The following is a 24,713-nucleotide window of genomic DNA, read 5'->3' on the forward strand; positions in this document are numbered from 1 at the left end:
GATGGTCAGCGCGTGTTTAACGGAACCAAGGTCAGCAGCTGGTCGCGGACCGGTGGGCCCGCGCTCTCCGCCACCTCTGTGTCCCGCTGCACCTGCCCGCGCCAGGCGACAAGCATCGCCCGCCGCTCACGCGGTGTCGTGGCACCCCAGACCCCGTGGCAGTCGCCGACCTCCAGTGCCCAGGCCAGGCAGGCTCCCTGCACGTCGCACGTGCGGCACAGGGCCACCGCGGCGTCCGCCGGCTCACTGGGAGCAGGAAAGAACGTCTCGGGGTCCACGCTCTGGCACACGCCTCGCGTGCGCCACGCATCGTCCAGCTGCCGCTCACTCAGCGCCCGAAGCAGCCTCGGGTCACGCCGTGCAGCGGCAACCTCGTGCGGGCGTGGCATCCGCGCCCGTGTCATCCACCCACCTCCCCCGTGGGACCGGCGAAGTAATGGTTGTTGCCGTCCGCCCAGTGCGAATCGACACCTCTGCCGGCGTTGTGTTCTATCGCATTCGCGCCTTGCAATTCAAGGGGTTGCATAGATCCTGGCCGAAAGGCCAATCGTCTATTCACCACGAATAGCGGAAATGAGCACACAGCGTGATGGGAGCGCTCCCGTGCGCTATCGCTCGGTACTTTTTCTGATCACGGTGCGTCAGAAGAGCGGAAACCAATCAGAAACACTAACGATCAAAATAGCGTCAACTCGACCGGTTCCTCGGGAGGCCCGCCGAGTGTCGCCCCGGGCACCCGCTCGACCAGATGCGGCCCGTCGTTGCGGACATCGCCCACGTCCGGACCCACCGGGCGAATCTCGATCCCGGCCAGAAACTCGTCGCTCGGCGCGTTCAGCAGCTCCTCGGCGTCGCCTCCACCGGCGAGCCAGCCCGCCCACCGCTGCCACGGCAGCAGCAGCGGCATCCGGTCGTGCACCAGCGCCAGGTCGCCGATCGCGGCCGTGGTCACGACGCTGAAGGTCAGCCCCTCGCCCCACGGCGACCACAGGCCGGCCATGGCGAGCACACCGCCGTGCGCGGGCGTCATGAAGTACGCCTGCTTGCGGCCGTCCGGCCTGCGCAGCCACTCGTACCACCCGTCGGCGGGCACGAGGCAGCGGCGCTTGGCGAACGGCGACGCGTACGCGCTCGACGTGGCCACCGTCTCCGCCCGCGCATTGATCATGCGGGCGGCACCCTTGGCGTCCTTGGCCCAGGTCGGCACCAGGCCCCACCGGGCTCCGGCCAACACCCGCTCGCCCCGGGACGTGGACATGCGCACGATCGGCACCGGGTCGGTCGGCGCGACGTTGTAGTCCGGCGTCAAGCCCCCCGCGGTGTCGTCGTACGCCTCGAAGAGCGCGCTGAGGTCCGCCGCGCTGCGGGTGGTCGCGTACCGGCCGCACATGCCGCTCACGCTACCGCGCCCGTCTCGACACCTGGGAGAAGCCGGATCGGCGATCACGATTGGTGGGCGGCGGACGGCAGACTGTACGGGTGGCCGACACGAGCGCGAGACGCGCACCCACCCCGTGGACCGCGCCGACCGCCAAGGAGCCGGTCGCGACCACGTTCCGCCTCCCCGGCTCCAAGTCGATGACGGCGCGTGCCCTCGTGCTCAGCGCGATCGCGGACGGCCCCTCGACACTCCGCCGCCCGCTGCGCGCCCGCGACACCGAGCTCATGGCCGCCGGGCTGCGCGCCATGGGCTCCCAGGTGTCCACACTGGACGATGACCGCTGGGTGATCCGCCCCAACCCCCTGGCCGGCCCCGCGCACATCGACGTCGGCCTCGCCGGCACGGTCATGCGGTTCGCGCCGCCGGTGGCGGGGCTCGCGACCGGGACGGTGACGTTCGACGGCGACCCGCGCGCCCGGCAGCGGCCGCTCGGCCCGCTGGTGGGCGCGCTGCGTTCGCTCGGGGTCCGGATCGACTCCGCGGACAGCGGCGGGCTGCCGCTGGCCGTGCACGGCACCGGCCGGGTCGCTGGCGGCGAGGTGGAGATCGACGCCTCCGCGTCCAGCCAGTTCGTGTCGGGGCTGCTGCTGGCCGGCGCGGCGTTCGAGCGCGGGGTGGTCGTGCGCCACGCCGGCCCGCCCGTGCCGTCCGCCCCGCACCTGCGGATGACCGCGCTGATGCTGCGCGCGGCCGGCGCCGCGGTCGACGACACCACGCCGGACGTGTGGGCGGTGCAGCCCGGCCGGCTGTCGGGGCGCGCCTGGATCATCGAGCCGGACCTTTCCGGCGCGGCGCCGTTCTTCGCGGCCGCGCTGGTCACCGGCGGCGAGGTGACGCTCCTGGGCTGGCCGCGCACGAGCTCCCAGCCGGTCGACCGGCTCCGCGCGCTGCTGCACGAGATGGGCGGCGAGGTGTCGCTCGGCACCGAGGGGCTGACGGTTCGCGGCACCGGCGCCGTGCACGGGCTGGACGCCGACCTGTCCGACGTCAGCGAGCTGACCCCGGTGCTGGCCGCGCTCGCCGCGCTCGCCGACTCGCCCTCCCGCCTGCGCGGCGTCGCGCACATCCGCGGCCACGAGACCGACCGCGTGGCGGCGCTGGCCCGCGAGCTGAAGGCGTTGGGCGCCGACGTGACCGAGAGCCATGACGGGCTGGAGATCCGGCCGAGGCCGCTGCGCGGCGCGCCCTTCCAGACGTACGACGACCACCGCCTCGCCCACGCCGCCGCCGTGATCGGCCTGGCCGTCCCGGGGGTCGAGGTCGACGATGTGGCATGCACGTCGAAGACCCTGCCCGAGTTTCCGGCACTATGGTCAGCAATGGTGGCCGGAAGCTAGGCCCGGGGCGGCGCGGGGGAGGGATCCTGACGGGGAAGAAGCGGCGGGAGTACGACGAGGACGACGTACGGGTCCGCCCGTCGCGTTCCTCGCGCCCGCGCACCCGCACGCGGCCCAAGCACTCCGACGCCGTCGAGGGCTTCGTGGTGGCGGTCGACCGCGGGCGGTACACGTGCCACGTCGGCGACGCCAGCATCACCGCGATGCGGGCCCGCGAGCTGGGCCGCAAGTCCGTGGTGGTCGGCGACCACGTGGCGATCGTCGGCGACATCTCGGGAGCGCCGGGCGCGCTGGCCCGGATCGTCCGGATTGCCGAGCGCACGTCCGTACTGCGCCGCACCGCCGACGACGACGACACCACCAACGAGGGGCGGCTGGAGCGCGTCGTGGTCGCCAACGCCGACCAGCTCGTGATCGTCAGCTCGCTCGCCGACCCGCCGCCGCGCACGGGGTTCATCGACCGGTGCCTCGTCGCCGCGTACGACGCGGACATCGACCCGCTGCTCTGCCTCACGAAGGCCGACCTCGCCGCGCCGGACGCGGTGCTGGGCTACTACGCCGAGCTCGACCTCCCGCACGTGCTCTGCCGGCCGGACGCCGACCTCGACGACCTGCGCGCCACGCTCACCGGGCGGATCTCCGTGCTGGTCGGCCACTCCGGCGTCGGCAAGTCCACGCTTGTCAACCGCCTCGTACCGGCCGCAGACCGCGCGGTGGGCGCGGTGAGCGCGATGGGCAGGGGGCGGCACACGTCGACCAGCGCCGTCGCGCTCCAGCTCCAGGACGAGAAGCCGAGCTGGATCATCGACACCCCGGGCGTACGCAGCTTCGGCCTCGCCCACGTCTCCGCGGAGAGCCTGCTGCACGGCTTTCCCGACCTTGTCGAGGCCACCGTCGACTGCCGGCCCGGCTGCGAGCACACGGCCGACGACCCGGGGTGCGCCCTCGACGCGTGGGTGGCCGCCGGGCACGCTGACGAGCGGCGGCTCCGCTCGTACCGCCGGCTGCTCGCCTCCCGATCCGGCGACCCCGATCCCGAGGCCGCCGCGACCGACCCGCTCTAGGTCCTCGGTTCCGTCCGGCTTCGCGATCGGCGAAGATCCACCCCAGACAGATGCGGGCTACCGCGATGTCCGCGGTGGTCCGGACCGTTGCTCCCGCGGCCTCACCCTCCGCGGTGCGAGATCCCACCACCGCACCAGCCCGCGGTTGCGACGAGCCTGCTCGACCTTGCCGGGCGGCGCCGGACCCCGCCGGCAGCCGGCGCGCCGCCTTCTCAGCGAGTCGCTCGGCGCGGCAGCGCGGAACCGGCCACGAGCGCCCTCGCCGACCTCCATGACCGACGCGGCCGCCCACCGATCAACGCGCGACGCTCGTCCCGGTCCAGGTCGGTCGCCGCTCCACGCGTTCAGAAAAACCACCGTTGCTGGTGAACCGCGGACGGTCCGGACCCAGCGCCACATGGGAGTTTCAGACCCACGCCGACTGAAACCGGGAGCGTCGCACAGGCCCGGACAACAGCCTGGGCCGCCGGCGCCACCCTGGCCGCAACGGCGGCCCGAGCCCAAGAGAGCACCGCCGAGCGTCTCAGCGCCAGGCTCGCCGCACCGCCTTGACCGCACCCCGCCGGGATCGGCAGCCTCGAGTTGGGGTTGTGGGAGCCGCTATGCCCGCGGGTGCCATCTCACCCTCCGTGGTCGCCCAGCTCAAACCAGGAGCCCACTCCGGCAGATCTTGGCAAGTTAGCGTCGAAATAACGCGCCAACTCACCAAGATCTGGACTGCGGCGCCGCTTGCCCCCGACGGATGGTCGCTGACGGTAGTAGAGCCCTCCAGGACGGCGCCGCATCGTGGGCGGACTCGGCGCCGCGGTCCGTGACTGCCATTGGACCAGGCCCTCGGGTTGAGCCTGGCGACCGCGGAGGGTGAGGCCGCGGGAGCAACGGTCCGGACCACGACGGGCATCGCGGTAGCCCGGATCTGCTTCGAACTGGATCTTCTGAACGGCGACCACGGTCGCGGCCCGCCCGGACTTTAGACCTCGACGTAGCCGCCGCTGCGCCAGTAGACGCCGTCCTCGCGGGTCATCAGGCCCTCGTCGACGAGGTAGCGGCGCAGCGAGGCGTGGTCGTCGTGCCAGGCGCGCAGGATCGCGTCGACCGCCCGCTCGGGGTAGCGGATGCCGGGCTCGAAGGAGGCGGCGACGTGCTCCAGGATGATCCGCCGTTTGGCCCGCGCGGCCGGCATGCGCACGATCCGCCCGTCGCGCACGAAGACGCGCAGCACCGCCGCCTTGGCGCGGTCGGGGTCCAGGTCCTCCTCGGCGGCCGGTGCCGGGGCGTGCTCGCGCACGGACTCCTTGAACGCGTTCGCCTCCGCGACGATCCGTCCGTCCACGCTCGCCACCAGGCCACCCACCTCCAGGCGGCGGAGCGCGACCACGACCTGGCGGGCGGGCAGGCCGGTGCTGGCCGCCACTTCGGAGGGGCTGGCCGCACCCAGCACCACGGCGGCGAAGGTGGTGAGCCGGTCAGGCTCGGCGAGCAGTCCACACAACGCATCCGGTCTCATAAACGGGACGCTATCGCGTGCAGGGGGTTCCGATCAGCTACCTTTCCCGCCATGGCCCGGTACGCCGATGACCTGTCCCTCGCCCACGTGCTCGCGGACACCGCGGATTCCATCTCCGTGGCGCGGTTCCGGGCGCTCGACCTGCATGTGGAGTCGAAGCCCGACCTCACGCCGGTCTCCGACGCCGACACCGCCGTGGAGCGCGCTCTGCGCGCGACGCTGGCCCGCACGCGGCCGCGGGACGCGGTGCTCGGCGAGGAGTACGGGGTGACCGAGGCCGCCGCGGGGCCCGGCACCCGCCAGTGGGTGATCGACCCGATCGACGGCACGAAGAACTACATCCGTGGCGTGCCCGTGTGGGCGACGCTGATCGCGCTGATGGAGGGCGACCAGCCGGTGGTGGGGCTGGTCTCCGCGCCGGCGCTGGGGCGGCGGTGGTGGGCTGCCGTGGGGCACGGGGCGTACGCGGGGCGGCACACCGCCGCGGCAACGCCGATCAAGGTGTCCGGCGTGAACCGGCTCGCCGACGCCAGCTTCTGCTACTCCGACCTGATGGGCTGGGAAGAGAACGGCCGCCTCGGCGCAATGCTCAGCATTCTCCGCCAGACGTGGCGTAACCGGGCATACGGCGACTTTTACGGCTATATGCTCTTGGCTGAGGGTGCGCTTGACGCGATGGTCGAGCCGGAGCTGTCGCTGTGGGACGTCGCCGCGCTGGTGCCGATCGTGACCGAAGCCGGCGGCTCGTTCACCGACCTGGACGGCCGCGCGGGGCCGGGTGGCGGCAGCGCGGTGGCCACAAATGGCAAGCTCCACGCCGACCTGCTCGAACGGCTATCCACTCCGGGGATTGAGGCGCTCTGAGGGGTGGTCCGGCGCGAGCCGCCGAGGCAAGGGCTCGACAATCCCGCTAGAGTCGCCGGGTGGTATCCACTGGCGGCTGGTGTTTCCTCACTGCGATGATCTTGGCGTACGGTGTCGCCAACCTCCTCCAGTCCGTGGCCGCCACCCGCACGACGGTCCACCACACGTTCGACCCGGGCCTCCTGCTCCGCCTGGCCAGCCACCGCACGTACCTGGTCGGCTTGGGCTGCCAGGGCCTCGGTTTCCTGCTCGCCTTCCTCGCCCGCCGCGATCTGCCGCTCTTCCTCGTGCAGGCGAGCGTGGCCGCGGGCCTCGGCGTGACCGCCCTGCTCGGCGTGCTGGTGCTGAAGTGGCGCCTGCCCGCGGCCGAGGTCGGGCTGCTGGTCCTGCTCTTCGCCGGCATCGGCGCGCTCGTGCTCGCCGCCGAGCCCGCCCCGTCCCGCCAGATCGGGCCGCTGGGCCTCGCCGCCCTGGCGATCGCGCTCGCGGTGATCGGCGCCCTGGGCTTTTTCGCTGTCCGCCTGCACGGCGCGCCCGGCTCGGTCGCGCTCGGCTCACTCGCCGGCATGGCCTTCTCCGCCGCGGCCGTGGCCGCCCGCCCGCTCGCCGCCGTCCACTCGGCCGAGGCGCTGCTCTTCCACCCGCTGCTCTACCTGCTGCTCGCCCACACCGTCGTCGGCCAGCTGCTGCTCGGCCTGGCCATGCAGCGCGGCTCCACGACCGCCGCGGTCGCCGCCATGGACGCCGCCGGCGCGGTGCCCGCCGCCATCATCGGCCTGCTCTTCCTCGGCGACCGCATCTGGCCGGGCCGGGAGTGGCTCGCCATGGTCGGTTTCCTGGTCACGCTGGCCTCGGTGATCGGCCTTACCCGCTACGCGGAGCCACAGCACCACCACCAGGTCGCGCCGGTCCACCGCCGCCGCCCGGTGCGCCTCCACCAGCCCGTGCCCGCCGCCCGCCGCTAGGCGCTGTTTCGAATCCTTTGAAACACAGGGCCCAGCTGGGCCGTGAGGTTCGCGCAGTGACAAAGACGCATGGCCCGCGCCGGGCGGGGGTACCTCATGGGCAGGTGACCCTGATGCAGACCAAAGCGACCACACCGGCGCCAGAACACTGGTTGAGTCTCGAACTCGAGCCCCGGCTCGAGGCGGCTCAGATGGCCCGCGAGCTGGTCGCCACCGCCTGCGCCAGCTGGCACCGGGAAAGCCTGGCCGAGCCCGCGAACATCGCGATCTCCGAGCTGGTCAACAACGCGGTGCTGCACGCGGGTACGCCGCTGACCGTCCAGTTGGCCACACACCGGGAGGAACTGCTCATCGCCGTCCGGGACGGGTCCACCGAGCCGCTGCGGCCACGAACCCCGGCACACACCTCGTCCGGCGGGCGCGGCCTGCTGCTCCTGGACGCGATCGCCGCCAGCTGGGGCTGCGCGGTCCGGGATGGCGGCAAGGTCGTGTGGGCGGTACTCCGCTGACGCTCAGTCGGGCGCGTCGAGTCCCCGCTCGATGGCGTACCGCGTCAGCTCCACCCGGTTGTGGAGTTGGAGCTTGCCGAGCGTGTTCTGCACGTGGTTTTGCACCGTGCGGTGCGACAGCGTGAGCCGGGCGGCGATCTGCTTGTACGACAAGCCCTTGGCCACCAGCCGCAGCACCTCGGTCTCGCGCTCGGTCAGCCGGGGCGCCGCGTCATCGTCCACCGGTCCGCCGCCCTTGGCCAGCCGCCGGTACTCCCCCAGCACCAGACCTGCCAGCCCCGGCGTGAAGACCGCGTCACCGGCCGTGGTGCGGCGCACCGCCTCGAGAAACTCCTCCGGGCTCGCCGACTTCACCAGGTATCCGGTCGCGCCGGCCTTCACCGCGTCGAGCACGCTCTGCTCCTCACCGCTGGCCGAGAGCATCAGCACCCGGACGCCGGGGAGCGCAGCGAGCAGGCCGCGGATCACCTCCACGCCGGAGATGTCGGGCAACTGGAGGTCGAGCACCACCACGTCGGGGCGCGCGGCGGGCGCGATCCGCACCGCCTGGCCACCCTCGCCGGTCGTGGCGACCACGTCGTAGCCGGCCTCGGCCAGGTCGCGTGCCACGCCCTGACGCCACATCGGATGGTCGTCCACCACCATCACCCGGGTCTGGCTCACCCGGTCACCCTAAGGCGCAGCTCCACCTCGGTGCCCTCCCCCGGTGCCGAGACGATGTCCGCGGTGCCGCCGAGGTCCGCCATCCGGCCGCTGATCGACTGCGCCACGCCGAGCCGTCCCTGGCCGGCGGCCTCCGCGAGCCGGCCGGCCGGTATGCCCGGCCCGTCGTCGCGCACCGACACCGTCACGGTGCCGGACTCCTCCTCCAGCAGTACCCACGCGCGCGTGGCGGGGCCGCCGTGCCGCGCGACGTTGTCGAGGGCGGCACCCACGGCCGCGCCGATCTCGTGCGCGACGGTGGCCGGCAGCCGCACCGGTGTCGCCGGCGCGGCGATCGTCACGGCCGGCGACGCGTACCCGTCAAGGATCGTGCGCAGGTCGACGTCAGGCCCGGCGCGCGGCCGCGGCGCGCGCCCACCCACGAGCGCCCGCAGCGCCGCCTCCTGCTCACCGGCGAGCTTGGCCAGCTCGGCAGCCTCGCCGTCCAGGTGAGCGGCGCGCCGCTGCACCAGCGCGAGCACCTGCAGCACGGAGTCGTGGATGCCGCGCGCCAGCCGCTCCCGCTCGCGGGTGGCGGACTCCAGCTCCACCGCCCGCTGCAGCCGCTGCTCAGACTCGACCGCGAGGCGCGCGACGTGCCCCACGGCCACGCCGGCGAGCAGCATCAGCATCAGCCCGGTGACCGAGGCGTGGGTCAGCTTCGCCCGCACCGTCACGTCGGCCGCGCCGACGATCAGCGCCGCGATCGCGCCCCGGCGGCGGCCGCCGGAGACGGCCCAGGCCAGCACCGGGCACGCCTGCCAGGCGACGGCGAGGGAGGGCACGCCGTCGTCGATCGCGGTGCGGCCGACCACCCACGACGAGGCGAGCAGGAGTACGAGCGTCACGGCGAGATCGGTCCCGAACAGCGGCCAGCCGCGCCAGGCCGGGCGCGCGTACAGGTACGTGGCCGCGACCGACCAGCCGACGAGCACGGCCAGCGCCGGGATGGCGCCGAGCGGGTGTGCGTAGTCGGTGAGGTTCAGGGCGACCATCACCACCACGTACGCCATGGAGGCGAACCGGAACACCGCGATCGCGCGCCACAGCGGCACCTGGAAGGTGCCGGTCGGATCCTCAGCCATCGCCGACCGCGCGCAGGGCGAGCACGCACGTGTCGTCGTCCGGGCTGGCCGGCTGGAGTCGGGCGAGCAGCGCCTGCAGCGGCAGATCCGCCCCACCGCCGAGCGCGCGCAGCACGGGCCCGAGCCAGTCGCTGTCGAACGTGCGCCGCTCGATCAACCCGTCCGTGTAGATCAGCATCGTGTCGCCGGGGGCGAGCGCGGTGGTGGCCGTGCCGTACTCCGACGTGCGGAGGGCGCCGACCAGCATGCCTTCTGGGCGCTGGAGGGGCGCCGCGCCGCCGCGGGTGAGCAGCACCGGCGGCGGGTGCCCGGCCTGCGCCCAGGTGACCGACGAGGTCTCCGGGTCGAAGCGGGCCACCGCCGCGGTGGCGGTCGGACCGGTCGGGTCGTCGCAGACCATCTGGTTGAGGTAGCTGAGCAGCTGTGCGGGATCGTCGGTGGTCACCGCCAGCGCGGAGAGGGCGTGCCGCAGCCGCGCCATCTTGGCTGCCGCCGGCATGCCGTGCCCGGCCACGTCGCCGACCGCGAGCAGCGTGCGGTCGCCGGGCAGGTGCACCAGGTCGAACCAGTCGCCGCCCACCCGCGCCACCTCCTCGGCCGGCTGGTAGCGCACCGCCGCCTCCAGACCCGGGCGGCGCACGGTGCCGGCGGGCACGGGCAGAATCACCTGCTGGAGGGCGGCCACGACACTGTGCTCGATGCGGAGGCTGGCCTGCAGCTCGGCGGACTCGGCCTCGACGTCGGCCAGCCGAGCGCGGTCGCGGGCGGCCGCCTCGAAGACGCTGACGTCCTGGATGATCCCGTACACCAAGCGGGCCTTTCCGTCCCGCCCGCGCTCCGCCTCGAAAATCGCGCGGATGTGGCGTATTCCACTGCCGACCGCAATCCGAAAGGTGACATCTATCGGCTTTGCGTCACCGATCAGCGACTGGACCGCCTTGTCCGCGCGCCCGAGGTCGTCGGGCACGATGTACTCCCTGGCCTGCGCGAGGCTCGCGGGACCGGCCGCCCGGTCCCGCTCGAAGATCTCAAATAGGTGGTCGGACCAGTGGACCGTGTCGGTGACCAGGTCCCACTCCGCCCAGCCCAGGTTGCCCAGCCGCTCGGTGCGCGCGAGCCGGTCGAGGATCTCGGCCGCACTCTTCGTGGTGCTTCTTCGCACCCCCTGACCATCCCACACCCCATCCGAGACCGGCGACACTGCGCGACCTTGTGCCCAAACAATCAAACTCAGGGTGGACGGACGGCGATGGCCCTACCACCAGTCGGCGGCTGTGTCTTCACTTCGGTACGGTTGGCCCATCGACACGGTCCCGCTCCTCACCGAGACCTTCGAGCGCAGCCAGGTCACCCGGCTGCGCCATGCGGTCGCGTCGTGCGTGGGCAAGGCCGGCTTGGTCGGCCAACGCCTTGACGACTTCGTGCTGGCGGTCAACGAGCTGCTCACCAACGCGGTGCGCCACGGCGGCGGCAAGGGCCGGCTGAGCCTGTGGCGCCGGGGCGACGAGGTGGTCTGCGAGGTCTCCGACCACGGCGAGGGCTTCGACGACACGCGCCTGTCCAGCGGCGCCCGCCCCGCCGCCGACACCCCGGGCGGGTGGGGCCTGTGGCTGGCCGGCAGGCTCAGCGACCGCATGGAGGTGCAGACCGGCCCAGGTGGCACGACCGTGCGGATCAGCGCCGCGCTGGGGCCAGCTTCGTAGGGGTGCGGCGGCCTTGAAGATGTGAGTTGTCGTGCACGCCTCGCCTCCCCACCACCGTCCGCGTCACCCCGGCCACTGCCAAGGACGCGGGCTGCCGGCAGCCGCATTACGAGGAGTCCTGCTCCGGCAGGGGATGGCCCTCGGACCCTCCAGCGGTCCACCGACGCACTCCGTCCGGCGGCACCATCCCGGATCTTTGCGGACGACAGTGCAGGAAGTCCGATGGGCCGTTCGGGATTCCGTCGACCCGCACAGGTCCTGGCTTCGCAGGTCAGAGCTCATCGGCTCCACGCCGACCTTTAGAGACCTCCAACGCGAGGTAGCGGGCAGGAGTCCCCGTTAGCCGCGGCGGGCCGTTCAGAACTCCTTCGGCAACGGGGTTGGCTGTGACGTGCATGGCGCGAGGATCGGTATCGGTCCGTGGGCGCATTGGTGCGCCCAGGTTGGGAGGCACGCACATGCCACACCCCCGCCTCCAGCCGGGGCCAGACCTACCCCCGTCGCGCTAGCTGAAGAGGGCGCTCACCGATTCTCCATTGTGGATGCGGCGCATCGCTTCGGCGAGTGCCGGTGCCACGGAGAGCACACGCAGCTTGGGCACACGCTTCTCGATCGGGATCGGCACGGTGTTCGTGCAGACGATTTCCAGCACGCCCTCCTGCTCGCTGAGCCGGCGGAGGGCGTCGCTGGAGAACAGGCCGTGTGTGCACGCGAGGCGGATCGAGCGGACCTTCAGCTCGCGCAGGTGGTCGATCAGCTCGATCATCGTGCTGCCCTTGGCGATCTCGTCGTCCAGCACGATCACGTCGCGGTCGACCACGTCGCCAATCACGGCGCTGATCTGCACGCGGTCGTCCGGGAAGCGCTGCTTGGCGCCGGCGGCCACGGGGGTGCCGATCATGCGGGCGAAGTGCGACGCCTCCTTGGCGTTGCCGAGGTCGGGCGAGACGACCACGGCCTCCGCGAGGTCGTACTGCCGGAAGTGCGCGGCCAGCTCGCGCAGCGCGTGCAGGTGGTCGACCGGCATGGCGAAGAAGCCGTGCACCTGCGGCGAGTGCAGCGTCAGGGCGAGTACGCGGTCGGCGCCTGCGGTCTTCAGCAGGTCGGCGACCAGGCGCGCGCCGATCGAGATGCGCGGTGCGTCCTTCTTGTCCGAGCGGGCGTACGCGTAGTGGGGCATCACGACGGTGATCCGCCCCGCCGAGGCGCCCCGCGCGGCGTCGAGCATCAGCAGCAGCTCGACGAGGTTCTCCTGCACGGGCGGGACGAGCGGTTGGATCAGGAAGACGTCACGTTCCCGGCAGTTCGCCTCGAGCTGCACCTCGAGGCAGTCGTTGGCGAATCGGGACACTCTCACGGGGTGTAGTGGCACATCCAGATGGGCGCAGATCTCCTCGGCCAGTTCCGGGTGGGCGGTTCCGCTGAACACGGCGATGTCACGCACGCACCGGATCCTAGGCGGTGGCCCGGAAGCGCCCGGTATCACCTCTAACATGCCACTAGAAAACGCTCTCTTGACAGCACGTTCATCGATCTGACAGGTTTGTTAACTACATCGAGGAGCGTGATGCTTTATGCGGAGAGCCCTGTTGGTCCTGGCGCTCGTGGCGGCCAGCCTCTTCGTGCCGGCGACAAGCAGTCCGGCACTCGCCGAGCCGGGCGCGCTGACCTGGTCGGACGAGTTCAACGGCGCGGCCGGTAGCGCACCGGACGGCAGCAAGTGGCGCTACGACATCGGCGGCAGCGGCTGGGGCAACAACGAGCAGCAGTACTACACGAACAGCACCCGCAACGCCGCGCTGGACGGCGCCGGAAACCTGGTGATCACGGCCCGCCGGGAAAACCCGTCCAACTTCCAGTGCCACTACGGCACGTGCCAGTACACGTCCGCGCGGCTGCTCACGTCGGGCATCTTCCAGCAGACGTACGGCCGCTTCGAGGCGCGCATGAAGCTCCCCTTCGGTCAGGGCATCTGGCCCGCCTTCTGGATGCTCGGCACCCCGGTGAACTGGCCCAGCAGCGGCGAGATCGACATCATGGAGAACATCGGCCGTGAGCCCAACACCACGCACGGCACGGTGCACGGGCCCGGCTACTCGGGAGCGGGCGGCATCGGCGCCGGCTACAACGGGCCGCGCTTCGCCGACGCCTTCCACACCTTCACCGTCGACTGGGCGCCCGACTCGATCACCTGGTACGTGGACGGCAACCAGTTCTTCCGGATCACCCCCGCCTCGCTCAACGGCAACCAGTGGGTCTTCAACCGCCCGTTCTTCCTGATCCTGAACCTGGCGGTCGGCGGCCTCTGGCCCGGCTACCCGGACGGCACCACGACGTTCCCGCAGACGCTGACGGTCGACTACGTGCGGGCGTACGCGTGGAACACCGGCGGCGGCAACCCGCAGCCCGGTGGCAACACGATCGTCGGGGTCGGCAACAAGTGCGTCGACGTGGCCAGCGCGAGCACAGCCAACGGCACCGCCGTGCAGCTCTGGACGTGCAACGGCACCGCCGCGCAGAGCTGGACCAACGGCGCCAACTCCTCGCTGCGCGCGCTGGGCAAGTGCATGGACGTGACGGCGGCCGGCACCGCGGACGGCACGGCCGTGCAGCTGTACGACTGCAACGGCACGGGCGCACAACAGTGGCGGGTCGAAGCGGACGGCGACATCGTCAACATCGGATCCAACAAGTGCCTCGACGCCCGCGGAGCCAGCTCCGCCGACGGCACCCGGCTGCAGATCTGGACCTGCACCGGCGGCGCCAACCAGAAGTGGCGCCGCGCCTGAGAACGCTCTCTCAGGCAGCTCCCGCCCTGGCCGCTTCGGCCAGGGCGGGAGCCTTTGGGGTGCGCGGAGGCGGCGGCAGCAGCACGGTGGCCGCAGCGGCCACGAGGAGCAGGATCGAGGCGATCAGGAACGCCCGGCTGTAACCGGCCGTGACAGCCGCGCCGGAGGCACCGAGATCCTGGGTGTGCGCGGCCGCGATCGTCGCCAGCGCCGCGAGCCCGACCGAGCCGCCGATCTGGCGTGAGGAGTTGAGCAGGCCGGAGACGAGCCCGCTGTCGCCGCGCGCCGCACCGGTCGTGGCCGCGGCGGCCAGCGGGGTGAACGTCAGCCCGATCCCGGCGGTCATCACCATGCCGGGCAGCAGTACCCCGGTGACGAGTCCACTGTCCACAGTCAGCCGGGACTGCCAGAAGAAGCCGGCCGCGGCCACCAGCGCGCCGAGCACCACCGTCGCGCGGATGCCGATCCGGGCCATCAGCCGCGGCGCCACCCGGGCGGCCGCGATGATCGCCGCCGTGTGCGGCAGGAACGCCAGGCCGGCCTCCAGCGCGCCGTAGCCACGCACGTTCTGCAGGTACAGCGAGACGAAGTACCACATCGCGAAGCCGGCGCCACCGGTCAGCAGGATGACCACGTTGGCGCTGGAGACCGAGCGGGATCGGAAGATCCGCAGCGGCATGAGCGGCTCGCGGGCCACCCACGCCTGCACGGCCAGGAACCCCAACAGCAACAGGATGCCGGCGACCAGCGGCAGCAGCGTGGCCGCCGCACCCCAGCCGTGCTCGCGGGTCTGCGTCACGCCGAACGCCAGCGACGTCAGGCCGGCGGTCACGGTCACCGCGCCGAGCACGTCCAGCCGCCGCCCGCCGCCGTCCCGGCCGGGATCGAGCACGAGCAGCGCCACGACTATCGCGGCGGCCCCGATCGGCACGTTGATCAGCAACGTCCAGCGCCACGAGAGGAAGTCGGTGAGGAGGCCACCGAAGACCGAACCGGCGGCTCCGCCGGCCGCGCCGACCGCGCTCCACACCGCGACCGCGCGGGCCCGCTGCGGACCTTCCGGGTACGTCGCGGTCAGGATCGCGAGCGTGGCGGGCATCAGCAGCGCGCCGCCGAGCCCCTGCACCGACCGCGCGGCCACCAGGGCCCACGGCGCGGTGGCCAGACCGCCGGCCAGACTCGCGCCGGCGAAGAGCACCAGCCCGGCGATCAGGGCCCGGCGCCGCCCGAAGAGGTCGGCCACCCGGCCGCCGAGCAGCAGGAAGCCGGCGAACGCCAGCGCGTACGCGTTGACGACCCACTCCAGGCCACTCGGGCCGAAGCCCAGGTCGTCGCGCATCGCGGGCAGCGCCACGTTGACGATCGAGACGTCCAGCACGACAAGGAACTGGGCCGCGCAGGTGACGAGGAGCTTCACGGTACCCCCAAACGGAGCGGAGCGTTCTGCTCCGTTACCCTAACGGAACGATCCGCTCCGGTCACCCGTAAGATCAGTCACATGAGCCGCCGCGCCGAGGCCGACCGCAACGACGAAGCCGTCTTCCTCGCCGCCCGCGAGGTCTTCGCCGAGCTGGGCGCCGACGCGCCGATGTCCGCCATCGCGGCCCGCGCGGGCGTGGGGATGGGCTCGCTCTACCGCCGCTACCCCAGCAAGGTCGACCTCATGCGGGCGATCTGCACCACCTCGATGGAGCGGTCGATGGCCGAGGCCGACGCGGCGCTCGCCGAGGAGCCGGACGGCTGGTCGGCGCTCACCCGCTACATGCGCCGCTGCGTCGACCTGCGGGTCGGCTCGCTGGCCCGGCTGGCCGGGACGTTTCCGGCGACGGAGGAGATGTTCGCGCTCGCCGAGCGGGGCCACAAGGTGATCGACGAGATCGTCGGCCGCGCACGGGCCGAGGGGACGCTCCGCGCCGACGTGACGAGCGCCGACATCGTGCTCACGATCAGCGAGATGAGCGTGCTGCCCGGCGGGCCGTACCGCCATCGCTGGCTGGCCCTGGTGCTCGACGGGCTGCGCGCGCCCGGCGCCGGCGCGCTGCCCGGCCCGGCGCCCGACTGGTCGAGCGTGCGCGAGCGGTGGGTCTACCAGGAGAGCCCGGTCAGCCGCTCGTAGACCTCGATGTACCGCGCGCGCGTCGCCGCCACGACCTCCTCGGGCACCTCGGGCGCCGGCGGCTGCTTGTCCCAGCCGGTGCCCGCCGCCCAGTCACGGACGAACTGCTTGTCGAACGAAAACTGGGCCCGCCCCGGCTGCCACGAGTCGGCCGCCCAGAACCGCGACGAATCCGGCGTCAGCACCTCGTCGCCGAGCACCAGCGTGCCGTCCGGCGCCCAGCCCAGCTCCAGCTTGGTATCGGCGATCACGACGCCCCGCTCGGCGGCGATCTCGGCACCCCGCCGGTACACCGCGAGAGTGATCCGGCACAGCTCCTCGGCGGTCGCCGCGCCGACCTCGGCGGCCACGTCGTCATAAGTGATGAACTCGTCGTGCTCGCCGACCGGCGCCTTGGTCGTCGGCGTGAAGATCGGCTCGGGCAGCAGGTCGGCCTCGACGAGCCCGGCCGGCAGCGGGACACCGGACACCGCGCCTGACTTCTCGTACTCCTTGAGCCCGAGGCCGGTCAGATAACCGCGGGCGATGCACTCCACCGGCACCATGCGCAGCCGCCGGACGCGGATGGCCCGCCCGGCGAACTGCGGCGGCACGTCGGACGCCGAGATCACGTGGTGCGGCACGAGGTCGGCGAGCTGCTCGAACCACCACAGCGAGAGGCGGGTGAGCACCGCGCCCTTGTCCGGGATCGGGGTGGGCAGCACGACGTCGTAAACGGACACCCGGTCGGAGGCCACCAGGATCAGGTCGTCGCCGTCCGCGTAGACGTCGCGGACCTTGCCGGAATGCAGGAGCTCCACCCCGTCACCGTAGCGGCGGGACAGGCCCGCACAGGCGGCGGGCGCCTCTCGGCGGGCAGCGATACCCTTACGCGGTGACAAAACCTGTCGAGTTGCCCACGCCCTGGCGGGACGCCCGATTGACTGTCGTCGTGCCCACGTTCAACGAAGTGGACAATATCGCCCCGCTCGTCGAGCGGCTGCTGGCGCTGTCCATGCCGGGCCTGCACGTGCTCATCGCCGACGACAACTCACCCGACGGCACCGGCGAGGTCGCCGACAAGCTCGCGGCGGAAAACCCAGGGCGGGTCACGGTCGTGCACCGGGCGGGCAAAGAGGGCCTCGGCCGGGCGTACGTGGATGGCATGGGCCAGGCCCTCGACGGCGGCGCGGAGTTCGTCGCGCAGATGGACGCCGACCTGTCCCACCCGCCGGAGGCGCTTCCCGGCCTCCTCGGCACGCTCATGTCGACCCGAGCCGGTGTCGTGATCGGCTCCCGCTACGTGCCGGGTGGCGAGCTCGACGAAAACTGGCCGCTCTACCGCCGCGCGCTCAGCGGCTGGGCCAACTTCTACGTCCACACCCTGCTCAACGTGCGGATCCGCGACCTCACGGCCGGCTTCAAGGTGTGGCGGGCCGACGTGCTGCGCGACATCGGCCTCAACCGCGTGCAGTCAAACGGGTACAGCTTCCAGGTGGAGATGCACTACCTGGCGACGCAGCTCGGACACACGATCATCGAAGTGCCGATCCGCTTCGAGGAGCGCACCAGCGGCGCCTCCAAGATGACCACCAAGACCAAGATCGAAAGCGCCGTGATGCCCTTCCGCCTGCGCTGGAAACACCGCGCAAAGGGCGACTGAGCGTCAGCGGCCCTTGTTGCGGCGGCCGCGGGTCAGCGCCAGCAGGCTGATCACGATGATCGCCACCACGATCAGGCAGCAAAGCCCGGCAAAGAGCCCGAATCCCCCCATGCGGGGGCGGCGCCGAGCCGCCTCGAGGACGATCTCGTTGTCGGCGGCCCACGCCGCGGCGGGCACGAGCACGGCGGCCACCATGCCGATGAGCACGGCCGTCGCGCGTGCCCACCATCGAGTCAGAAATGACATGACCCCATGGTCCCCTCTCGGGGCAACTCGCGGGCCCATCCACGCGCGCCGGCCCGGACATTCCAACTTCAGAAAGAGATTTGAGCTACCACGACGTCCGCGGTGGTCCGGACCGTTGCGCGGGGCCCCGGGGAAACGGGGAGCGCAGCGGAGCGTTTTCTTGGGATGCGTTCCCGCAGCCTCACCCTTTGCGGTTGGCAGAGCCCGCGGGGGCTTGCCTCGCGGAGGCGGCAGCGGAGGCCGGGGATCTCGGCGAGCGCTGGCGAGCCGCCGGCCTCCGCGGTCTCCGGCGGGAGCAGCGGTCCGCAGCTGACGCGAACCCGGGAAATATGCCTAAAATGATCGGGGCGCCCTCCAAAGCAAAGGAGGACGCCCCGATTCGTTACGGACCTAGCTGACGGAGCCGATCGCCACGCCGGCGCGGCCCACCACGGCGCCCTCGTCGGTGAGGATGACCGCCTCGCCGAAGAGGCTGCGGCCGCCGGCCGGCACCGCGTTGGCGGTCACCGTGCCGCTGACCGTGGTCGACGCGCCGTTCGCGAGCGGTACGACCGTCGACGGCACCTCGATGCTGCCGAGCGACGCCGCGAAGAACACGTCGCGGTAGTCGTACGCCGTCGAGCCGGTCGGCACGGCGAACCCGTCGATCTCGATCGTGTACGTGCCGGCCGGCGGGTTCGCGATCGACACCGACTCCTCGGCGTCACCGTCGGCGTCGAAGTCCACGACCGCCCCGTTGCGGAGCACGAACAGGTCAAGGTCCGCACCCGGGTCACTCGGGTTGCCGATCTTCACGTCCAGCCGGGTCGCACCCGCCGGCACCTCCACGTCGAACGTCTGCACCTCGCCGTCGGCGATGGTCGGACGCTGCACCGAGGCACTGCCGAGCGAGCCGCCCTGTGCGGACACGTTGATCGGGCCGAACTGGTTGGTGATCTTCCAGCTGACCGGGTTGGCCGCACCGGCCGTCACGGTCGGCAGCTCGATCACCGGCGGCTCCACCTTGACGCCCTGCACCCGCGCGGTGAGCGAGTACGGGTTGTCCAGTGCCGGCGAGGTACGCCGCGACTCGACCTCGATCTCCCACACGCCCGGTACCGGGTTCTCGTACGACCGCTCCTGCGGCTTGCAGGCGGCCGGGTCGGAGTAGTTTGTGTAGCAGTTCGGGCTGCTGTTGTCCTCCTGCCGGACGCCGTGCGGGTTGAACGTGATGAACCGCGTCTGCGAGCCGGTCGCGATGCCGGAGAGGTTCACCTGCAGCGCGGCCGCACCCGGCGGCACGGTGACGAAGTACGTCCGGTGCGAGTTGCGGTCCACCTCGCCCGCGGCGCTGAACGAGTAGTTCGGCTTCTTCACGTCGTTGGACGCGATCACCGTGTTCATCACCTCGAAGTCCACGACGGACGTGGCCGGGTCGTCGACCTGGAGGATCGCGCCGTGCGCACCGATCGACGGCTTGGCGTTCACCGTGATGGAGACGGTCTTGTTCAGCGGCAGCACCACGCTGCGCGGCGCCGAGAACGTGCCGTCGTTGCCGAGCCAGTTCAGCTCGTGCCGGAGGTTGCCGGCCGGGCCGCTCGTGCGGGTCAGCTTGACCGTGTACGACTTGTTCACTCCGGCCTTGGGTCCGCCGTTGGCGGCGGCGCACCTGTTGTAGATGCCGGTGCCCTGGCCGGGCGGGGTGAGGAAGCCGGACAGCTCGGTGCAGACCGGCGCCGACGACGTGTACGTGCGGGTCTCGACGCCGCCGCGCAGCAGCTGCCACGCGCCCGGCACGTTGACCATGCCGCTGCCCTGCCCGAACGCCGGTACGCCGTCGATCCACTTGGCCGAGCTGTAGAGCGCCCGGCGCAGCGCGGCCGGGGTGACGCCCCGGTCGGTCGCCTTCGCGGCGGACAGCAGCAGCGCGACCGCGCCCGCGGTCTGCGGCGACGACATCGAGGTGCCGTTGGACATCAGCAGGCCCGGCGGCAGCGGGTAGCCCGCCTCGGCCACCGGCCCGCCCGGCTGCCACATCGGCCCGGTCGAGATGGCCGCGCCCGGCGCGGTGATGTTCGGCTTGAACCCGCCGTCCTCGCGCGGGCCGCGGGAGGAGAAGTTGAACAGCGCGTTCTTGACCCGCACCTTGGAGCCGTAGTTGGCCAGCCAGGTCTCCTTGCTGATGCTGGCCGCCACCGCGATGACGTCGGTGGCCACGCCGGGGTCGCCGACCGAGTTGACGCCCGGACCGTCGTTGCCGGCCGAGAGGACCAGCTGTACGCCGTAGTCGTTGATCAGGCGGTTGTAGAGCGCGGCGCGGGCGTTGCCACCGTCGTTGAACGCCGGCAGGCCGCCGATCGACATATTGACCACGTCGACGCCACGGTTGATGACCATGTCAGCCATGCCGTCCAGGAGCGCCGCCGCGGTGCAGCCGCCGGTCCAGTTGCAGGCGCGGCCGGAGACGATCTTCGCGCCGGGGGCGGCGCCGTCGAAGACCGGGTTGCCGAGCATGTCGTTGGCGGCGGTGATGCCGGCGACGTGCGAGCCGTGCGAGCTCTCGACGATGCCGATGTTGACGAAGTCGGCGACGCCCGGCAGGCCCGCCGGGGTGGTGTCGACGTCCTCGCGGTACTCGACCGTGAACGGCATCTGCTCGCGCACGGCGGTGGCCGGGTTGTCGGTGCCGAAGTGGCCGACGTCGAACTTCTCCGCGTACGGCCGCATCACGGCGTCGTCGGTGAAGTTGAGGTTCTGGTTGGTGTCGACGCGGATGTCGTGGCTCACCGGGTCGTACAGCACACCGAAGAGGTCGCTGGTGTCGCCGTCGCGGTTGACGTCGCCGGCGGGGTCGCCGCCCGCGGTGATCGCCTCGTTGAACCGGTTGATCCGGTAGGAGCCGGCCGGGGCCGTCCAGGTGCCGCCCGCGTACGAGAAGGTCGGCCCGGTCACGGCGGTGAGCATGGCGCGCCAGGTGCCGTCCGGGTCGAAGATGGGGTCGGTCGCGGTGAACCAGTCGACGACCTTCCGCTCACCCGTGGTCGTGGTCTGCAGGGCGGGGTTGTCGAGGTCGACACCGGAGTCGAGGATGCCGATCGTCACGCCGCGCCCGTCCCACGTCGGGTGCTGGTCCTTGAACCTGACCGCGCCGGTCTCGTGCGTCGGCATGAAGGGGTTGGCGGCCGGCGTGTCCGCGCCAGGGCCGGCGACGGCCTGCGCGGTGGCACCGCTCGGTGCGGCCTTCGCGTCCGGCGCCGGGTCGGGCAGGGGGATCGACTCGTTCAGGTCGACGGCGGCGACGCCCGGCAGCTTCGCGGCCTTTTCCACCGCGCCGGTGGGTACGCGGGCACGGACGTAGCCGATCGAGTCGTACCGCTTTGCGACACTGCCGCCCAGCTTGGTGAGCCCGGTCGCGACATCCTTCGCGTCGCCCTTGTCCGTGGCGACAATCAGCATCACGTGCTGCTCGCCCTTCGCCTTGGCCTGAGCGAGCAGGTCGGCGTCGTGCGCGTCGAGGGTGTCCGCGGGTGCGGTCTTGATGCTTTCCGGTGTATCCGTCGGGTCAGCGCTGGCGGGCGAGGGAAGACCCGCGAGCGTCATGCCGGCCGCTACGCCCGACGCGAGCAGCAGGGCAGCACTACGCCGACCCCACGAGGGGAGTTTTCTCACGTACCGTCCTCCGAGGCAGAAGCCCTGTTGTGCAGGGCGCGACAGGCGAGATCCTTCGCTTCCTGACAATGGGTGTCACTGCCTGGAGGACGGTTGTGACCCTCTCGTGACGTTACTCAGTACAAATTAGACAATCACCCTGCGTACAAGCCCTTGGCGTATTCCGGTCCGTAGTGCTTTTCCAGCACCTCGATCGGGTCGTCCGGACGCTCCACGCACTTGGCAATCCAGGCCCGCGACGGCAGTGCTTCCGGGTCCCAGGTCTCCGGCCGCCACAGCTTCGAGCGCATGAAAGCCTTGGCGCAGTGGAAGAAGACCTGCTCGACCTCCACGACGAGGGCAAGCCGCGGCCGGTGCCCTTTGACCACCATGTCATCGAAGAACGGTGCATCCCGCACAAGCCGGGCCCGACCGTTGATTCGCAGCGTGTCGCCCCGCCCGGGGATCAGATACACCAATCCGACATGTGGGTTGCGCAGTATGTTGCGGAACCCGTCAGCACGACGGTTTCCCGGCCTCTCCGGGATCGCGATGGTGGCGTCGTCGAGGACCACCGTGAAGCCGGGCGGGTCACCCTTCGGCGAGACGTCGCAGTTGCCCTCCGCGTCCGCGGTGGCGACGAGGCAGAAGGGCGAGGCCGCCAGCCACTGCCGGTGCACGTCCGCCAACGCCGTCCGCACCTTGTCCCGCACCGGCGTCGTGGGGCTGCCCCCGACGATCTCGGTGAGCTCCTCGTCGGACGTGACCTCGACAAGACCGCTCAGCACACTCATGTACCAACCTCCCCGTTGTCCGCGGGCAGTTCGAAGCGGGCCCGCTGGTCGACCGGCACCAGGTCCAGGTACTCGTGGTGCCGCGAGATGTACCGCCGCACGAACGGGCAGAACGGCAGCACCGTCGCACCCTGGGCCCGCGCCGCGTCGAGCGCTCCGCTGACGAGCACCGAGCCGAGCCCGCGCCCCTCGAAGCGTTCGTCGATCTCGGTGTGTGTGAAGGAGATCGTGGACCCGTTCCGCCGGTACGCCACGAACCCGGCCGCCTCTCCGTCCACCAGGACCTCGAACCGGCTCCCCGCACTGTCCTCCGCTACCACCACCGAGTCGCTCATGCCCCCGATTCTCCCCCACGGCGCCCGGATGGTGATCGGCCGGCGGACGTGGGGTTATGCCGGTGCGGGGATCGGGGCCGCCGGGAGGGTGACGGTCACCACGAGGCCACCGCCTTCGCGCGGGCGGGCGGTCGCCTCGCCGCCGTGCGCCCGGGCCACCGCGCGCACGATCGAAAGGCCGAGGCCGGCGCCCGGCACGGCCGAGCCGATCCGGTCGCCGTTCAACCGGTGGAACGGTTCGAAGATGCGTGACATCTCGTACGGCGGTACCACCGGACCGGTGTTCGTGACCACCAGCACGGCCGAGCCGTCCGGCTGGGTGTCTGTGCAGATGGCCACCCAGCCGTCCGCCGGCACGTTGTGGCGGACGCCGTTCTCCACGAGGTTCTGCACGAGGCGTTCGAGCAGCACGGAGTTGCCGGTCGTCGGCGCCGTGCCGGGCTCGGTGAGGATCGAGACATCGCCCTGCTTCGCCTGCTCCGCCACGTGTTCCACGATGTCCGCGAGGTCTACATAGGAGCGTTCGGCGACCTCCCGCTCCGAGCGGGCCAGCACGAGCAGGCCGTCGAGCAGCCGCTCGTGGCGGCCGTTGATTTCCAGCAGCGTCTCGCCCAGCTGCCGTACCTCAAGTGAGGCGGCCCGCCGGTGCACGGCGACCTCGAGCAGCGCGCGGTTGAGCGTCAGCGGGGTACGCAGCTCGTGCGAGGCGTTCGCCACAAACCGCCGCTGGCCGTCGAAGGAGCGGTCGAGGCGCTCCAGCATCACGTCGAACGTGTCGGCCAGCCGCTTCACCTCGTCGTGCGGCCCGTCCAGAGCGATCCGCTCGTGCAGTCCGCTGCCGGCCGCCGGTGCGTCGGCGATCCGCCGTGCGGTGTCGGTCATCCGCTGCAGCGGCTGCAGCAGGCGGCCGGCGATCAGCCACCCCAGCGCGGTCGCCGCCACACCGGCCAGCACCAGCGCGATACCGCCCTGGGTGAGCAGGGCGTTGAGCGCGTCGTCCCAGGTGTCGCCGACGACCTTCGCCTCGAAGGTGCCGCTCAGGCCTTGACCTTCGCCGGGCGGCGGGGCCACGGGTACCTGCGTTTGGCCCTGGAACGACGTGATCCGCTTGTCGGGATCCGGGATGCGCTGGGCGATCAGCGCGTACGTGACGCCGAGCAGCAGCACGCCGGCAACCAGGAAGAGCCCGCCGTAGAGGAGCGTCAGGCGGGCGCGGATGGTCAGACGGTTCACGGAATCCGGTACCCCACTCCCGGGTCGGTCAGCACGACGGGCGGGTCGCCGAGCTTGCGGCGCAGCTTGAGGATGGTCATCCGGACCGCGTGGGTGAACGGGTCCGCGTGCTCGTCCCACGCCTTCTCCAGCAGCAGCTCGGCGGAGACCGCGGCGCCTTCGGCGCGCAGCAGCTCGGCCAGCACCGCGAACTCCTTGCGGGACAGCGGGACATAGCGCCCGTTCCGGTACACCTCCCGGCGGTGCAGGTCGAGCCGGATGCCTGCGCGCTGGAGCACCGGCGGCGCGGCCGGGCGGGAGCGGCGGCCCAGCGCCACGACGCGGGCGGCCAGCTCGGGGAAGGCGAAGGGCTTGGGCAGGTAGTCGTCGGCGCCGAGGCTCAGTCCGGCCACCCGGTCGTCGATCCCGGCGGAGGCGGTGAGCATCAGCACCCGCACCGGGGAGTCGCCGGCCACCACCGCGCGGCACACATCGTCGCCGTGCACCACCGGCAGGTCGCGGTCGAGCACGACCACGTCGTAGTCGTTGACCTCGATCCGCTCCAGCGCGGCACCGCCGTCGTGCACGACGTCGACCGCGTGCGCGTCGCCGCGCAGCCACTCGGCCACGGCACCGGCGAGCAGCGGCTCGTCCTCGACCACCAGGATCCGCATACACCCATGGTGACCCACGGTGACGTCAAGCCGGCGTCACCGTTTTCGGAAACGCCCCCGTGATCCCCACCTCGCTCTACTCGGCATTGGCGGCCGGATGA

The 24,713-nt window shown here is 71.7% G+C and carries 24 protein-coding genes; 9 read left to right on the forward strand and 15 right to left on the reverse strand.

What is annotated here, in order from left to right; all coding sequences use genetic code 11:
• Nucleotides 1–5: 5 nt before the first annotated feature.
• Entirely contained in the window at nt 6–404 is a 399-nt protein-coding gene (locus tag Phou_RS13870) for a WhiB family transcriptional regulator (protein WP_246273537.1), read from the reverse strand.
• Between the two features lie 272 nt (nt 405–676).
• A complete protein-coding gene (locus tag Phou_RS13875) occupies nt 677–1,390 on the reverse strand; it encodes an SOS response-associated peptidase (protein ID WP_173056431.1) in 714 nt (237 codons plus the stop codon).
• Nucleotides 1,391–1,479: 89 nt separating this feature from the next.
• Between Phou_RS13875 and aroA the strand changes: the two genes are divergently transcribed.
• Together aroA and rsgA are read left to right on the forward strand one after the other, a co-directional pair.
• Nucleotides 1,480–2,778 carry a 3-phosphoshikimate 1-carboxyvinyltransferase gene (gene aroA, locus Phou_RS13880; RefSeq protein ID WP_173056432.1) on the forward strand — a complete coding sequence of 433 codons (1,299 nt, stop codon included), beginning with the start codon at nt 1,480–1,482 and terminating at the stop codon, nt 2,776–2,778.
• Nucleotides 2,751–3,842: a ribosome small subunit-dependent GTPase A gene (rsgA, locus tag Phou_RS13885; protein WP_173056433.1), complete on the forward strand. Its 1,092-nt coding sequence runs from the start codon at nt 2,751–2,753 to the stop codon at nt 3,840–3,842. Before aroA ends, rsgA begins: the two co-directional genes overlap by 28 nt.
• A 970-nt stretch (nt 3,843–4,812) precedes the next feature.
• Here the strand turns inward: rsgA and Phou_RS13890 are convergent.
• Nucleotides 4,813–5,349 (reverse strand): DUF2087 domain-containing protein, encoded by a 537-nt coding sequence (locus Phou_RS13890; RefSeq protein WP_173056434.1) that lies wholly within the window; start codon nt 5,347–5,349, stop codon nt 4,813–4,815.
• Between the two features lie 51 nt (nt 5,350–5,400).
• Here Phou_RS13890 and hisN point away from each other — a divergent pair, with 51 nt between their 5' ends.
• From hisN to Phou_RS13905, 3 genes are all read left to right on the forward strand, one after another.
• Nucleotides 5,401–6,213 carry a histidinol-phosphatase gene (hisN, locus tag Phou_RS13895; RefSeq protein WP_173056435.1) on the forward strand — a complete coding sequence of 271 codons (813 nt, stop codon included), beginning with the start codon at nt 5,401–5,403 and terminating at the stop codon, nt 6,211–6,213.
• 95 nt (nt 6,214–6,308) lie between these two features.
• Nucleotides 6,309–7,178: a hypothetical protein gene (locus tag Phou_RS13900; protein ID WP_173056436.1), complete on the forward strand. Its 870-nt coding sequence runs from the start codon at nt 6,309–6,311 to the stop codon at nt 7,176–7,178.
• 113 nt (nt 7,179–7,291) lie between these two features.
• Nucleotides 7,292–7,687, forward strand: a complete 396-nt coding sequence (locus Phou_RS13905) for an ATP-binding protein (RefSeq protein WP_173056437.1) — start codon at nt 7,292–7,294, stop codon at nt 7,685–7,687.
• Between the two features lie 3 nt (nt 7,688–7,690).
• Here the strand turns inward: Phou_RS13905 and Phou_RS13910 are convergent, their stop codons facing one another.
• From Phou_RS13910 to Phou_RS13920, 3 genes are read right to left on the reverse strand one after another with little or no spacing between them, the layout of a single operon-like run.
• The gene (locus Phou_RS13910; protein ID WP_173058356.1) at nt 7,691–8,332 is read right to left on the reverse strand and encodes a response regulator; all 642 of its coding nucleotides are present in this window, start codon (nt 8,330–8,332) and stop codon (nt 7,691–7,693) included.
• A gap of 14 nt (nt 8,333–8,346) precedes the next feature.
• Nucleotides 8,347–9,474: a MacS family sensor histidine kinase gene (gene macS / locus Phou_RS13915; protein ID WP_173056438.1), complete on the reverse strand. Its 1,128-nt coding sequence runs from the start codon at nt 9,472–9,474 to the stop codon at nt 8,347–8,349.
• Entirely contained in the window at nt 9,467–10,636 is a 1,170-nt protein-coding gene (locus tag Phou_RS13920; protein WP_173056439.1) for a PP2C family protein-serine/threonine phosphatase, read from the reverse strand. Before Phou_RS13920 ends, macS begins: the two co-directional genes overlap by 8 nt.
• A gap of 112 nt (nt 10,637–10,748) precedes the next feature.
• On the opposite strand from Phou_RS13920, the gene Phou_RS13925 reads away from it, so the two are divergent.
• Nucleotides 10,749–11,177 (forward strand): ATP-binding protein, encoded by a 429-nt coding sequence (locus Phou_RS13925; protein WP_173056440.1) that lies wholly within the window; start codon nt 10,749–10,751, stop codon nt 11,175–11,177.
• Between the two features lie 505 nt (nt 11,178–11,682).
• On the opposite strand, the gene Phou_RS13930 is transcribed toward Phou_RS13925, so the two are convergent.
• Complete coding sequence (locus Phou_RS13930; protein ID WP_173056441.1) at nt 11,683–12,621, reverse strand: ribose-phosphate diphosphokinase; 939 nt, start codon at nt 12,619–12,621, stop codon at nt 11,683–11,685.
• A gap of 130 nt (nt 12,622–12,751) precedes the next feature.
• On the opposite strand from Phou_RS13930, the gene Phou_RS13935 reads away from it, so the two are divergent.
• Nucleotides 12,752–13,966 (forward strand): glycoside hydrolase family 16 protein, encoded by a 1,215-nt coding sequence (locus Phou_RS13935; RefSeq protein WP_173056442.1) that lies wholly within the window; start codon nt 12,752–12,754, stop codon nt 13,964–13,966.
• A gap of 10 nt (nt 13,967–13,976) precedes the next feature.
• Here Phou_RS13935 and Phou_RS13940 read toward each other — a convergent pair whose 3' ends face one another.
• On the reverse strand, nt 13,977–15,383 hold the full coding sequence (locus Phou_RS13940; RefSeq protein WP_173056443.1) for an MFS transporter: 1,407 nt from the start codon (nt 15,381–15,383) through the stop codon (nt 13,977–13,979).
• Nucleotides 15,384–15,464: 81 nt separating this feature from the next.
• Between Phou_RS13940 and Phou_RS13945 the strand changes: the two genes are divergently transcribed.
• Nucleotides 15,465–16,082, forward strand: coding sequence for a TetR/AcrR family transcriptional regulator (locus Phou_RS13945; RefSeq protein ID WP_173056444.1), 618 nt, complete (start codon nt 15,465–15,467; stop codon nt 16,080–16,082).
• Here Phou_RS13945 and Phou_RS13950 read toward each other — a convergent pair.
• Nucleotides 16,052–16,882 (reverse strand): phosphoribosylaminoimidazolesuccinocarboxamide synthase, encoded by an 831-nt coding sequence (locus tag Phou_RS13950; RefSeq protein ID WP_173056445.1) that lies wholly within the window; start codon nt 16,880–16,882, stop codon nt 16,052–16,054. The genes Phou_RS13945 and Phou_RS13950 overlap by 31 nt on opposite strands.
• A gap of 74 nt (nt 16,883–16,956) precedes the next feature.
• Here Phou_RS13950 and Phou_RS13955 point away from each other — a divergent pair, with 74 nt between their 5' ends.
• On the forward strand, nt 16,957–17,724 hold the full coding sequence (locus Phou_RS13955; protein WP_173056446.1) for a polyprenol monophosphomannose synthase: 768 nt from the start codon (nt 16,957–16,959) through the stop codon (nt 17,722–17,724).
• A 3-nt stretch (nt 17,725–17,727) separates the two neighbouring features.
• Here Phou_RS13955 and Phou_RS13960 read toward each other — a convergent pair whose 3' ends face one another.
• The 6 genes from Phou_RS13960 to Phou_RS13985 form a co-directional block, all read right to left on the reverse strand.
• Complete coding sequence (locus Phou_RS13960; RefSeq protein WP_173056447.1) at nt 17,728–17,970, reverse strand: hypothetical protein; 243 nt, start codon at nt 17,968–17,970, stop codon at nt 17,728–17,730.
• Nucleotides 17,971–18,360: 390 nt separating this feature from the next.
• A complete protein-coding gene (locus Phou_RS13965) occupies nt 18,361–21,618 on the reverse strand; it encodes a S8 family serine peptidase (protein WP_246273538.1) in 3,258 nt (1,085 codons plus the stop codon).
• Nucleotides 21,619–21,752: 134 nt separating this feature from the next.
• Complete coding sequence (locus Phou_RS13970; RefSeq protein WP_173056448.1) at nt 21,753–22,391, reverse strand: pyridoxamine 5'-phosphate oxidase family protein; 639 nt, start codon at nt 22,389–22,391, stop codon at nt 21,753–21,755.
• Entirely contained in the window at nt 22,388–22,726 is a 339-nt protein-coding gene (locus Phou_RS13975) for a GNAT family N-acetyltransferase (protein ID WP_173056449.1), read from the reverse strand. Before Phou_RS13975 ends, Phou_RS13970 begins: the two co-directional genes overlap by 4 nt.
• Nucleotides 22,727–22,780: 54 nt before the next feature.
• Complete coding sequence (locus Phou_RS13980) at nt 22,781–23,959, reverse strand: sensor histidine kinase (RefSeq protein WP_173056450.1); 1,179 nt, start codon at nt 23,957–23,959, stop codon at nt 22,781–22,783.
• A complete protein-coding gene (locus Phou_RS13985) occupies nt 23,956–24,612 on the reverse strand; it encodes a response regulator transcription factor (RefSeq protein ID WP_173056451.1) in 657 nt (218 codons plus the stop codon). Before Phou_RS13985 ends, Phou_RS13980 begins: the two co-directional genes overlap by 4 nt.
• Nucleotides 24,613–24,713 lie beyond the last annotated feature (101 nt).

The organism is Phytohabitans houttuyneae, assembly GCF_011764425.1.
Lineage (GTDB): Bacteria > Actinomycetota > Actinomycetes > Mycobacteriales > Micromonosporaceae > Phytohabitans > Phytohabitans houttuyneae.

Excerpts from the sequence above, each read along its gene's own strand:
- Phou_RS13890 (WP_173056434.1), bottom strand. The coding sequence starts at position 5,349 with ATGAGACCGGATGCGTTGTGTGGACTGCTCGCCGAGCCTGACCGGCTC.
- macS (WP_173056438.1), bottom strand. The coding sequence starts at position 9,474 with ATGGCTGAGGATCCGACCGGCACCTTCCAGGTGCCGCTGTGGCGCGCG.
- hisN (WP_173056435.1), top strand. The coding sequence starts at position 5,401 with ATGGCCCGGTACGCCGATGACCTGTCCCTCGCCCACGTGCTCGCGGAC.
- Phou_RS13960 (WP_173056447.1), bottom strand. The coding sequence starts at position 17,970 with ATGTCATTTCTGACTCGATGGTGGGCACGCGCGACGGCCGTGCTCATC.
- Phou_RS13935 (WP_173056442.1), top strand. The coding sequence starts at position 12,752 with ATGCGGAGAGCCCTGTTGGTCCTGGCGCTCGTGGCGGCCAGCCTCTTC.
- Phou_RS13905 (WP_173056437.1), top strand. The coding sequence starts at position 7,292 with ATGCAGACCAAAGCGACCACACCGGCGCCAGAACACTGGTTGAGTCTC.
- Phou_RS13875 (WP_173056431.1), bottom strand. The coding sequence starts at position 1,390 with ATGTGCGGCCGGTACGCGACCACCCGCAGCGCGGCGGACCTCAGCGCG.
- Phou_RS13945 (WP_173056444.1), top strand. The coding sequence starts at position 15,465 with ATGAGCCGCCGCGCCGAGGCCGACCGCAACGACGAAGCCGTCTTCCTC.
- Phou_RS13910 (WP_173058356.1), bottom strand. The coding sequence starts at position 8,332 with ATGGTGGTGGACGACCATCCGATGTGGCGTCAGGGCGTGGCACGCGAC.
- rsgA (WP_173056433.1), top strand. The coding sequence starts at position 2,751 with ATGGTCAGCAATGGTGGCCGGAAGCTAGGCCCGGGGCGGCGCGGGGGA.
- Phou_RS13985 (WP_173056451.1), bottom strand. The coding sequence starts at position 24,612 with ATGCGGATCCTGGTGGTCGAGGACGAGCCGCTGCTCGCCGGTGCCGTG.
- Phou_RS13870 (WP_246273537.1), bottom strand. The coding sequence starts at position 404 with ATGACACGGGCGCGGATGCCACGCCCGCACGAGGTTGCCGCTGCACGG.
- Phou_RS13970 (WP_173056448.1), bottom strand. The coding sequence starts at position 22,391 with ATGAGTGTGCTGAGCGGTCTTGTCGAGGTCACGTCCGACGAGGAGCTC.
- Phou_RS13900 (WP_173056436.1), top strand. The coding sequence starts at position 6,309 with ATGATCTTGGCGTACGGTGTCGCCAACCTCCTCCAGTCCGTGGCCGCC.
- Phou_RS13975 (WP_173056449.1), bottom strand. The coding sequence starts at position 22,726 with ATGAGCGACTCGGTGGTGGTAGCGGAGGACAGTGCGGGGAGCCGGTTC.